Annotated in this window: 10 protein-coding genes and 1 rRNA gene; all 11 read left to right on the plus strand. The window is 36.9% G+C overall.

Annotated elements, in window-relative coordinates:
• Positions 1-51 precede the first annotated feature (51 nt).
• Positions 52-167: ribosomal RNA gene (gene rrf, locus BCELL_RS00525) — 5S ribosomal RNA — on the plus strand.
• 1,498 nt (positions 168-1,665) lie between these two features.
• Positions 1,666-2,373, plus strand: coding sequence for an MgtC/SapB family protein (locus BCELL_RS00530; RefSeq protein ID WP_013486717.1), 708 nt, complete (start codon positions 1,666-1,668; stop codon positions 2,371-2,373).
• A 264-nt stretch (positions 2,374-2,637) separates the two neighbouring features.
• The gene (locus BCELL_RS00535) at positions 2,638-3,102 is read left to right on the plus strand and encodes a CtsR family transcriptional regulator (protein ID WP_013486718.1); all 465 of its coding nucleotides are present in this window, start codon (positions 2,638-2,640) and stop codon (positions 3,100-3,102) included.
• 12 nt (positions 3,103-3,114) lie between these two features.
• Positions 3,115-3,651, plus strand: a complete 537-nt coding sequence (gene mcsA / locus BCELL_RS00540) for a protein-arginine kinase activator protein McsA (protein WP_013486719.1) — start codon at positions 3,115-3,117, stop codon at positions 3,649-3,651.
• 2 nt (positions 3,652-3,653) lie between these two features.
• The gene (gene mcsB, locus BCELL_RS00545; RefSeq protein WP_013486720.1) at positions 3,654-4,724 is read left to right on the plus strand and encodes a protein-arginine kinase McsB; all 1,071 of its coding nucleotides are present in this window, start codon (positions 3,654-3,656) and stop codon (positions 4,722-4,724) included.
• Positions 4,725-4,750: 26 nt separating this feature from the next.
• Entirely contained in the window at positions 4,751-7,201 is a 2,451-nt protein-coding gene (clpC, locus tag BCELL_RS00550) for an ATP-dependent protease ATP-binding subunit ClpC (protein ID WP_013486721.1), read from the plus strand.
• Between the two features lie 177 nt (positions 7,202-7,378).
• A complete protein-coding gene (gene radA / locus BCELL_RS00555; protein ID WP_013486722.1) occupies positions 7,379-8,782 on the plus strand; it encodes a DNA repair protein RadA in 1,404 nt (467 codons plus the stop codon).
• Positions 8,757-9,839, plus strand: coding sequence for a DNA integrity scanning diadenylate cyclase DisA (gene disA / locus BCELL_RS00560; RefSeq protein WP_013486723.1), 1,083 nt, complete (start codon positions 8,757-8,759; stop codon positions 9,837-9,839). Before radA ends, disA begins: the two co-directional genes overlap by 26 nt.
• A gap of 213 nt (positions 9,840-10,052) precedes the next feature.
• On the plus strand, positions 10,053-11,147 hold the full coding sequence (locus BCELL_RS00565; protein ID WP_013486724.1) for a PIN/TRAM domain-containing protein: 1,095 nt from the start codon (positions 10,053-10,055) through the stop codon (positions 11,145-11,147).
• A gap of 48 nt (positions 11,148-11,195) precedes the next feature.
• A complete protein-coding gene (gene ispD, locus BCELL_RS00570; protein WP_013486725.1) occupies positions 11,196-11,891 on the plus strand; it encodes a 2-C-methyl-D-erythritol 4-phosphate cytidylyltransferase in 696 nt (231 codons plus the stop codon).
• Positions 11,888-12,364: a 2-C-methyl-D-erythritol 2,4-cyclodiphosphate synthase gene (gene ispF / locus BCELL_RS00575; protein WP_013486726.1), complete on the plus strand. Its 477-nt coding sequence runs from the start codon at positions 11,888-11,890 to the stop codon at positions 12,362-12,364. The genes ispD and ispF overlap by 4 nt, the downstream gene beginning before the upstream one ends.
• The last annotated feature ends 62 nt before the right edge of the window (positions 12,365-12,426 follow it).

Genomic DNA, 12,426 nt, shown 5'->3' on the forward strand with positions numbered 1-12,426 from the left:
TTTAATCAGATAATGTTATCTAGTTTTGAGAGGATAAACTCTCATAAAAAGTCCAGTGACGATAGCGGAGAGGTCACACCCGTTCCCATGCCGAACACGGTAGTTAAGCTCTCCAGCGCCGATGATAGTTGGGGGTTTCCCCCTGTGAAAGTAGGACGTTGCTGGGCAGATAAAGTCATTCTCAATAGAGAGTGGCTTTTTTTATTTGTTTAGGATTTGGACTTTTGTGAACCGAAGGTAGGGTTTGATTTGATAAATGTAGTGAAATGAATGAGGAGTGTTCTTTTAGGGAGGAGCGCAATGATGCGTGAAATAGTGGTGGAAATAGAATAAAGTGTTTTATACAAGTGCAATGGCGCAATGAAAAGTGGAAGGAACGGAATAAAGTGTATCATACGAGGCCAATGACACGCTAGAAAGAAGTGGGAATGAAATAAAGTGTGTCATAGAAGTGCAATGACACGTGAGAAAGTATGAGGAAAGGAATAAGGTGTATCATACGAAGGCAATGATGCATAAGAAAGTGGGAGGAACGGAATAAAGTGTGTCATACGAAGGCAATGATACACGAGAAAGAAGTTGGACCGAGATAAAGTGTGTCATAGAAGTGCAATGAAACGTGAGAAAGTATGTGGAAACGAATAAAGTGTATCATACGAAGGCAATGACGCATATAAAAGTGGGAGGAACGGAATAAAGTGTATCATACGAGGCCAATGACACGCGAGAAAGTAGTGGGAATGAAATAAAGTGTGTCATACGAGAGTAATGAAACATGAAATCTTAAGAAAAACAAAATAAGGTGTATCATACGCAAGCAATGCTGCCCCAAAACCAAAACCACACTCAACGAAGGTCATCATAGGACGCCAATGCTACCCCAAAACCAAATCCCCACTGAACGAAGGTCATCATAGGAAGTCAATGCTGCCCCAAAAGCAAAATCGCATCCAACAAAGGTCATCATAAGCAAGCAATGCTCCCCCAAAACCAAACTCACACTCAACAAAGGTCACCATAAGCAAGCAATGCTACCCCAAAAGCAAAACCGCACCCAACAAAGGTCATCATAAAGCAAGCAATGCTCCCCCAAACCCAACCCCGCACTCAACGAAGGTCATCATAGGAAGTCAATGCTCCCCCAAAACCAACCCCACACTCAACGAAGGTCATCATACGCAAGCAATACTACCCCAAAACTAAACCACCACTCAACGAAGGTAATCATAAGCAAGCAATGCTGCCCCAAAAACAAAAGTTCACCTAACGAAGGTCATCATAGGAAGCCAATGCTGACCAAAAAACGAAAACTTACTAAACAAAGGTCACCATAAGCAAGCAATGCTCCCCAAAACCAAACCCGCATCCAACAAAGTTCTCATACCAGGAGCATTACCATCTCAACCTCCAAGACTAATCCCCAACCAAATTCCGCAAACTCCAACAACTAAACATAATCATAGAAGCCCCCTACAACTAACCATAATATTACATGAATCTTTAATGATTTAGGAAATATAATGAGACAAGTTTATATAATAATAAATAAGGGTAAATAATAACGTTGATACATTCGTACTATTAATCTCAATCATACAGAAAAGTACGATGCTTATAAGAATTGCCCTTCTACAATAATAAAATATAAGATTGGGGGGCTCTATTGTGTTGGATATATTAGCAAATGATACATTTATTATGACAGTTCGTTTAGTTTTAGCTGCCATTTTAGGTGGTTTAGTTGGGGTGGAAAGAGAGTATCACCAACATCCTGCAGGGTTTAGAACACATCTCCTAGTAAGTGTGGGGTCCTGTTTAATTATGTTACTCGCATTTTATGGATTCCAAACATATATGAGTGAGAACGAAAATTACATTAATTTCGATCCTTCACGTTTAGCAGCTTATGTAGTTAGTGGTATTGGTTTTTTAGGAGCTGGAACAATATTAGTTCAAGGGTATACAGTAAGAGGATTGACAACTGCTGCTTCAATTTGGGTTGTAGCAGGAATTGGTTTAACAGTAGGTGCAGGGCTTTATACGCCAGCAATTATTACAACGGTAATTGTTATTTTAAGCCTTTATTTATTAGGTAAAATAGACTTTAATTTTTTATCAAAAGCACAAAAAAATAATATATATATTACAGTGGACGAAAACAAAAGTACACTAACGAGTATCATCAGTGTATGTGAACAATTAGATATACAGATTAAAGCAATTAGTTCAGAAAGGCAAGAAGGATATAAAGAGAGTAGCGTAATTGAGTATCGTTTATATGTGGCAACAGTGGAGGAAAAAACGTACTACGCTCTTGTTGAAGCACTTCAAAATTATGAATTCGTTCGTAAAATAAACATTGATGCCAAGTAGAATTATCGCTTCTATATTTGGATATACTAATAAAGGTTGGGCTATTATATAGATTCATTTTACTTGCAGAGATTAAATTTTTCGATATAATATAATTATAGTCAAAGATAGTCAAAGTCAAATTTTGACGATTCTTCATGGTTAGGATGGGGTATTAATTATCAATACAGATAATTGTTTGTTTTCAGGCAGATGCTCTCCTCGTCGGTCGTATCAATCTTTTTCTATAAAAAAAATCGCCTTTTCTAAAAATGGAGGGGTAAGATGCGGAACATATCAGATATTATTGAAGATTATTTAAAACAAATAATCGAACATAGTAAAAATGAACTTATAGAGATTAAACGAAGTGAGTTAGCTGAAAGGTTTGAATGCGTGCCATCTCAAATTAATTATGTCATTAGTACTAGATTCACTATAGAAAAAGGTTATATGGTGGAAAGTAAAAGAGGTGGCGGTGGATATATCCGTATATCAAAAGTTAAGCTCAATGATAAAAATGAGTTAATTGATAAGCTAGTAGAAATTACAGGCTCTCAAATATCTCAACATTCAGCTATCAGCATTATATCTCGATTGTATGAAGAAGAAGTTATCACAAAACGTGAAGCAAATCTAATGTTGAGTGTTATTGATCGGTCTATTATTAGCTTAACATTACCTCTACGTGATGAAATGAGGGCAAGGATTTTAAAAGCAATGATTTCAACCTTAAAGTATGAAGAATAGGAGGGAGAAGTGATGCTCTGTCAAGAATGTCAACAGCGCCAAGCGACATTACACTTCACGAAGATCATAAATGGTGAAAAAACAGAATTTCATATATGTGATACATGTGCAAAGGAAAAAGGTGATTATTTTCCGGGATCAAATAGTTTTTCTATACACCAATTATTATCAGGTTTGTTAGATGTAGAGAAACCATTGTCAACTACAAGTGGCACACAAATCACGCCTAAGAAAGAATTGAAATGTGAAAAGTGTGGCATGACATATCAACAGTTTGCTGATATAGGCAGATTTGGATGCAGTGCTTGTTATGATACATTTAACGAAAAATTAGATCCTATTTTAAGGAGAATTCATAGTGGGAACTCCGTCCATGGTGGGAAAATACCGAGAAGAAAAGGGAAGGATCTCCACGTTCATAAAGAGATAGAACGCCTAAAACAAGATATGCAAAAATATATAAATGAAGAAGAATTCGAGAGTGCAGCAGAAGTTAGGGATCAAATCCGTTCCTTAGAAAAAAGCTTACAGGACGAAAAGGAGGGGTAACTATGTCTCTGCAAAATTTCATAAGTAAAGCGATAAGTCCTTGGATGAAAAATGAAGGTCCTGACTCTGACATTGTGTTAAGCAGCAGAGTACGTTTAGCAAGAAATTTGAGTAATGTCCCTTTTCCGATAACAGCATCAAAGGAAAAATTAGAAGAAAATATATTATTAGTTAAAGATAAATTTGCCAATAAAACGCATCACAAATTCGGTGACCTAGAGTTATTGAAAATGGAAGATATGAAACAAAATGAGAAAAGGGTACTTGTTGAAAAGCATTTAATTAGTCCTAACCTTTCGGATGAATCAAAGGCAGGTGCTGTATTATTAAGTGAAGACGAATCACTAAGTATTATGATTAATGAAGAGGATCACTTTCGCATACAAGTATTATTATCTGGTTTTGAGTTAAGTAAAGGATTAACGTATGCAAATGAAATTGACGATTGGATGGAAGACAAAGTTGATTTTGCGTTTATAGAAAAGCGTGGCTATTTAACTAGCTGTCCAACAAATGTAGGAACAGGGCTTAGAGCTTCTGTCATGATGCATTTACCCGCATTGGTCATAACAAGACAAATGAATCGTATATTACCAGCTATTAACCAACTAGGCTTAGTTGTCAGAGGCATTTACGGGGAAGGTAGTGAAGCTTTAGGCAATCTTTTTCAAATATCTAACCAAATGACGTTAGGTAAATCGGAAGAAGATATTGTAGACGATTTACGGAGTGTTGTTAGTCAATTAATTCAACAAGAAAGAGCGGCGAGAGAAACGTTGCTACACCAATCAAAAATCCAGATGGAAGACCGTGTTTATCGTTCTTTCGGAATATTATCGTATAGTAGAACGATGGAATCAAAAGAAGCAACTCAGCGTTTATCTGATGTTAGATTAGGAATAGACTTAGGATTCATTAATGATGTTAGCGGAAATATTTTAAATGAGTTGATGATCTTAACGCAACCAGGCTTCTTACAACAATATGCAGGAGAAATACTTTCTCCCGAACAAAGAGATCAAAGAAGAGCGACATTAATTAGAGAAAGATTAAAACTAGAAGAAACAGATTAGTAATAAACTACGGAGGTGTCATTATTATGATGTTTGGTCGATTTACAGAAAGAGCACAAAAGGTATTAGCATTGGCACAAGAAGAAGCGATGCGCCTAGGTCATAATAATATCGGAACTGAGCATATATTGTTAGGGCTAGTTCGAGAAGGAGAAGGTATTGCTGCCAAAGCGCTAGTAGCGTTAGGGTTAAGTCCTGAAAAAATTCAAACAGAAGTAGAGAACCTGATAGGAAAAGGTGAAGAAAAAACAAAACAAATACATTACACGCCTAGAGCAAAAAAGGTAATCGAGCTTTCTATGGATGAGGCTAGGAAACTAGGTCATTCGTACGTAGGAACTGAGCATATATTACTAGGATTAATACGTGAAGGAGAAGGTGTAGCTGCTAGAGTTTTAAATAATGTAGGAGTCAGCTTAAATAAAGCGAGACAGCAAGTACTTCAATTGTTAGGTAGCAACGAATCTACCAACAATCAGCAGCAAGGTGCTAGTGGCGCTGGTAGTAACGTGAATACACCAACTTTAGATAGTTTAGCTAGAGATTTAACTGCTATTGCAAAAGAGGAGCAAATTGACCCTGTAATAGGTCGTGCAAAAGAAATAGAAAGAGTAATTCAAGTTCTTAGCAGAAGAACAAAGAACAATCCAGTTTTAATTGGAGAGCCTGGTGTAGGTAAAACAGCGATTGCTGAAGGGCTTGCCCAACAAATCGTTAATAATGAAGTCCCAGAAACATTGCGGAATAAACGAGTAATGACACTTGATATGGGAACAGTTGTTGCGGGAACGAAATATCGCGGAGAATTTGAAGATCGCTTGAAAAAGGTAATGGAGGAAATTCGTCAAGCTGGAAACGTCATTTTATTTATAGATGAACTCCATACACTCATTGGTGCTGGTGGTGCGGAAGGTGCGATTGATGCCTCCAATATTTTAAAGCCATCATTGGCGCGAGGAGAGCTGCAATGTATAGGTGCTACGACGTTAGATGAGTACCGTAAATATATTGAAAAGGATGCAGCATTAGAGCGACGCTTCCAACCAATTCAAGTTGATGAGCCTACAAATGATGAGTCGATACAAATCCTGAAAGGTTTGAGAGATCGCTATGAAGCGCATCATAGAGTAGAAATTACAGACGATGCGATTGAAGCAGCAGTTAAACTATCTGATAGATATATATCTGATAGGTTCCTACCAGACAAGGCAATCGACCTTATTGATGAAGCAGCTTCAAAGGTAAGGCTACGTTCTTACACTGCTCCACCAAACTTAAAGGAAATGGAGCAAAAGCTTGAAGAAACAAGGAAAGAAAAAGACGCTGCTGTACAAAGTCAGGAGTTTGAAAAGGCAGCTTCACTTAGAGATAATGAGCAACGAGTGAGAGAAGAGCTTGAAACAATGAAAAAAGAGTGGAAAGAAAAGCAAGGTCAAGAAAATTCAGAAGTAACAACAGAGGATATTGCTTTAGTAGTATCTAGTTGGACTGGGATACCGGTAAGTAAGTTGGCTGAAGAAGAGACAGAAAGACTTTTAAAAATGGAAGAAATTTTGCATAACCGCGTTATTGGGCAAGAAGAAGCAGTTACAGCCGTTTCAAAAGCAGTACGACGTGCAAGAGCAGGACTAAAAGATCCTAAAAGACCAATTGGTTCGTTTATCTTCTTAGGACCAACAGGGGTAGGGAAAACAGAGCTTGCTAGAGCAGTTGCGGAATCACTTTTTGGCGACGAAGACGCTATTATCCGCATTGATATGTCTGAATATATGGAAAAGCATAATACTTCTAGACTAGTTGGTTCACCCCCTGGATATGTGGGACATGAAGAAGGTGGACAATTAACTGAAAAAGTACGTCGTAAGCCATATTCTGTTATTTTACTAGATGAAATAGAGAAGGCGCACCCTGAAGTTTTCAACATACTTTTACAAGTGTTAGAGGACGGGTTCTTAACAGATTCAAAAGGGCGTAGAGTAGACTTCAGAAATACAGCAATTATTATGACGTCAAATGTAGGGGCTAGTACATTAAGACAATCGAAAAGCTTAGGATTCACTGCCCAGCTAGATGGACAGGAATATAAAGATATGAAAGGGAAGGTAATGAGTGAATTGAAAAAAGCCTTCCGACCGGAGTTTCTAAACCGTATTGATGAGTTAATTGTGTTCCATTCATTAGAGAAAGAGCACATAAAGAAAATTGTCTCGTTAATGGCAAATCAATTAACAAAACGTCTGTCTGAACAAGGGATTGAATTTGAACTTAGTGAGGAAGCGATGGCAAAAATTGCAGATGAAGGCTTTGATCCTGAGTATGGAGCGAGACCGTTAAGACGTGCGCTGCAAAAACAAGTAGAAGATCGTTTATCTGAAGAACTACTAAGAGGTAACATCGCTAAAGGGCAACATGTAAAAATGGATGTAAAAGACGGTGAATATACGGTTACATCAACACAAGAGGCAAGTAAAAATTAAGTCTTTCAAACCGGAAGAAGTCGAAATTGACTTTTTCCGGTTTCCTTTTCATATAAAGGTAGAATACATATTGTCATATGACCATCTAATACAAAAAAGTGATAAACTATAGAAGCGTGAAGTTTTCAAACGTAGCAAAGAGGGTATAAAAATCCAATGTAGTAGAGAGGGATTTTCATGGCAAAAAGGAAAACAAAGTTCGTGTGTCAAGATTGTGGTTATGAATCAATGAAGTGGATGGGGAAATGTCCAGGGTGTCAAAGCTGGAACTCTATGGTGGAGGAATTTGAAGCAACGGCATCTCCGAAAAAAAGAGGCTTTGTCACTGCTTCAACAACTTTATCAAAGCCACAACCAATAACGAAAATAGAGAGAAGAGAAGAACAACGTTACAATACACATATAAATGAACTTAATCGAGTGTTAGGTGGGGGGATAGTACCAGGATCGCTCGTGCTAGTTGGAGGTGACCCAGGAATTGGGAAATCGACCCTACTGTTACAAGTGAGCTCTGAGGTTGCAAAACATGGAGAACGGGTATTATATATATCGGGAGAAGAATCGATTAAACAGACAAAATTAAGGGCGGATAGACTACATATTTCTTCAGATGAATTATTTGTTTTGGCTGAAACGGATGTTGAGCATATCGAGAAGATTATCGAAGAAATGAATCCAACTTTAGTCATTATTGATTCTATCCAAACTGTCTATTTAGATGCAGTGACGAGTGCACCAGGAAGTGTTTCGCAAGTACGCGAATGTACAGCAGCATTTATGAGAATAGCTAAAACGAAAGGGATAGCAATCTTTATAGTTGGTCATGTGACTAAACAAGGGTCAATAGCAGGTCCAAGACTATTAGAGCATATGGTTGACTCTGTTCTGTACTTTGAAGGAGAGCGTCATCATACATATAGAATATTAAGAGCAGTAAAAAACAGGTTTGGGTCAACCAATGAAATAGGTATCTTTGAAATGAAGGAGATTGGTTTGGCGGAAGTCCTAAACCCATCAGAAATATTTCTTGAAGAACGGTCTGCTGGAGCGGCAGGTTCTGCTGTTGTAGCTTCAATGGAAGGTACGAGAACTGTTTTAGTGGAAATTCAAGCGCTCATATCACCGACAAGCTTTGGAAACCCTAGAAGAATGTCAACGGGAATTGACCATAATAGAATTTCATTAATTATGGCAGTATTAGAAAAGCGGGTAGGTATGCTCCTACAAAATCAAGATGCATATGTGAAAGTAGCAGGTGGTGTAAGACTAGATGAGCCATCGATCGATTTAGCGACTGCTATCGCAATTGCATCAAGCTTTAGAGATGCGCCAACACCTACCTCGGATGTTATTATTGGTGAGGTTGGATTAACTGGAGAGGTTAGAAGAGTGACGAGGTTAGAGCAACGTGTACTAGAAGCAAGTAAGCTAGGATTTAAAAGAGTCATTGTTCCAGAAAAAAATCTTGGTGGCTGGAATATTCCTAGTGGTATAGATGTTATTGGGGTAAATACGGTAAATGAAGCAATAGAAGTAACGTTAGGAGGGGCAACGAGTGGATCACCGAAGTTCGAGTTATGATTCAAATTTTATCAACGAAGTGTTACAGCTAGTATCACCCGGTACAGCACTAAGGGAAGGCATAGATAATGTATTACGTGCCAAAACCGGAGGGTTAATTGTATTAGGCTATACAAATAGCATGATGGATATTGTCGATGGTGGATTTTTTATCAATTGTGAGTTTTCTCCAGCATATTTATATGAGCTAGCGAAAATGGATGGCGCAATTATATTAAATGAAGATGGAAGTAGAATATTGTATGCAAATACCCAATTAGTTCCTAACAATGCAATCGAATCTACAGAAACGGGTATTCGTCACCGAACAGCACAAAGGGTTGCTAGACAAACTGGGAATTTAGTTGTTTCTATTTCACAAAGAAGAAACGTTATAACACTATACCAAGGGGAATACCGTTATGCATTGAAGGATATCGGTGTCATTTTAACAAAAGCAAATCAAGCAATTCAAACGCTTGAAAAATATAAATCTGTTTTAGATCAAGGTATTACAAATTTAGGTGCTCTTGAATTTGAAGAGCTTGTTACTTTTCAGGAAGTATCACAAGTGATGCACAGAATTGAAATGGTTTTAAGGATAAAAAGCGAAATAAAAAATTACGTAAATGAACTGGGGAATGAAGGTAGATTAATATCCATGCAACTAGAAGAGTTAGTATCTAACACAGAAAATGAAGCTGTTTTACTCATAAAAGATTATATGAACGATAAAGATCAAGACCCAGTGCAACTTCTTCGTAAGTTAAAACGTCTCTCTAGTGAAGAACTTTTAGATGATCAAGTGATTGTCAAGTTACTAGGATATACGAAAAGTACGAACTTATCTGAGTTTGCCATATGTCCAAGAGGTTATCGAATTTTAAATAAAATACCAAGAATTCCACCGCTTGTTGTTGAAAATTTAATAGATAAGTTTATTGAGTTACCTGAGATCATGAGAGCAAATATAGAGGAATTAGATGAAGTTGATGGTATTGGAGAAGCTAGAGCGAGAAAGATTAAAGAAGGCTTAACAAGAATTCAAGAACAGCTTTTTATTGATAGACATATATAAAGATAAATTGTTTGCTGTCAAATAAACTCAACCCTTGACGAATATGGTATTTTGAGGATATAATTGTATGTTTGTCTTAATTGACAATCAATAGTCTCTTTTGTTATTGTGATAATATTCCTTGTTGATAGATTATGTAATTTTTTGTGATTTATTTAATAAAGCGTTTGGATTCAATAAATTTGTCTATAATAATTAAAGGAGGTGAAGTAGATGCTCAAAAGAATAGTACAGCTTTTTATTCTATTAATTGGTGGAACACTAGGTTTTCTTTATTCACAAAACGTTATTGAAATTTTAAATGTTGGGAACGTCCCATCATGGATTGATAATCCTTATTCTGGAGCTATGTTAGGTGCAATTATATTATTTTTATCTACTTTTTGGTTAGTGGAAGATATCGTCGGTTTAATCCGATTAGTAGAGGAAACGTTAGTAAAGGCACCCGTCACAGATCTACTATTTGGAACAATGGGATTAGGGATAGGTTTATTATTAGCCTATTTGTTTGGACTTCCGATTGCTGAATTGCAGCTACAAATAGTAAGCTCAATTTTACCGTTGTTTATTACTATTATACTTGGCTATCTAGGTTTCCAAGTAGGCTTTAAAAAGCGCGATGAGTTGATTAATTTGTTTTCGATTGGAAAAAGCGCTAAAGATAAGAAGGTCGACGGTCAAGGGAACAAACAATTAAATGGATCACTAAAGATATTAGATACGAGTGTGATTATTGACGGGCGTATTGCAGATATATGTCAAACTGGTTTCTTAGAAGGAACTTTAATGATACCTGAATTTGTATTAGAGGAATTACAACATATAGCTGATTCATCAGATGTGCTAAAGCGTAATCGAGGGAGAAGAGGCTTAGATATTTTAAATAAAATACAAAAAGAATTACCAGTAAATGTAGAAATTTACGAAGGTGATTTTGAAGATATTCAAGAAGTTGATAGTAAATTAGTGAAGTTAGCAAAATTACTTGATGGGTACGTCGTTACGAATGATTTCAACCTCAATAAAGTATGTGATTTACAAGGTGTATCGGTCTTAAATATCAATGATCTCGCAAATGCAGTGAAGCCTGTAGTTCTCCCTGGTGAGGAAATGGGTGTTCAAGTAATAAAAGATGGAAAAGAGCAAAATCAAGGTATTGCCTATTTAGATGATGGTACAATGATCGTTGTAGAGGAAGGCAGAAATTATATCGGTCAAAACATTGAAGTAATTGTAACAAGTGTACTTCAAACATCTGCTGGTAGGATGATCTTTGCGAAACCTAAGCTATTAGAAAAAGCTTTATAATGAACAAATCACAGCACTAATACTTTTATTGTTAAGGGAAGATTTTTTATGAAGAACTATCAAGTTGTCATACCTGCAGCAGGGCAAGGGAAAAGAATGAATGCAGGAAAAAACAAACAATTTTTATTAATAAATCAAATCCCCCTCCTCATTCACACATTGCGTGTGTTTGAGGAGGATCTTCTTTGTGATAAAATCATTTTAGTAGTAAACAAGGAAGAAATAGAACAAATGAAACGGCTAACTAGTCAATATGCAATTAAAAAGGTAGAAAAAATTGTTGTTGGTGGTAGTGAAAGACAAGAAAGTGTTTATGAAGGACTTAAAGCAGTGCAAGGGAATCCAATCGTGCTTGTACATGATGGAGCAAGACCATTTATAAAACAACCGATTATCGACGCCCTTGTTGATTCGGTCATGAAAAGGGGAGCGTCTATTGTAGCTACCCCCGTAAAAGATACAGTCAAGCAAGTTTCGAAAGAATATATTCACCATACCGTCGATCGTACAAGCTTGTGGGCTGCACAAACCCCCCAAGCTTTTCGTCATGAGCAAATATTAAGAGCCCATGAACACGCAGTAAAGGTAGGGTATACTGGTACTGATGATGCATCATTGTTAGAGCATAATGGGGAGAAAGTCTATATTGTTCCAGGAGATTATGAGAATATAAAAATAACAACACCTGAAGATTTAATATTTGGAGAAGCTATTATTAAAAGTCGGAAGGAAGGAAATAAATGATAAGAATTGGACAAGGGTTCGATGTACACCAACTAGTAGAAGGACGCCCATTAATTATTGGGGGGATTATTATCCCACATGATAAAGGGCTATTAGGACATTCGGATGCTGACGTTTTATTACATACAATAGCGGACGCTTGCCTTGGAGCAATAGGGGAAGGGGATATAGGAAAACATTTTCCTGATACAGATCCATTATTTAAAGATGCTGATTCTGCTAAATTACTCGTTCATGTATGGAATTTAGTGAAAGAGAAAGGATACGCGTTAGGTAATTTAGATTGTACCATTATGGCACAAAAGCCTAAAATGGCACCACACATTCAAGCGATGCGAGGTAGGATAGCTGCATTATTAGAAGCGGATGTTTCACAAATTAATGTGAAAGCAACTACGACAGAAAAACTCGGATTTACAGGAAGAGAAGAGGGAATAGCTTCAATGGCTGTCGTTCTCTTAACGAAATCCTAAGAAAGCTTGACGCAATGTAGCGACAAAATGTTAATATATGATCAACAAAGAGAATATAAAGA

The sequence above is a fragment of the Evansella cellulosilytica DSM 2522 genome (genome assembly GCF_000177235.2).
GTDB classification, from domain to species: Bacteria; Bacillota; Bacilli; order Bacillales; family Salisediminibacteriaceae; genus Evansella; species Evansella cellulosilytica.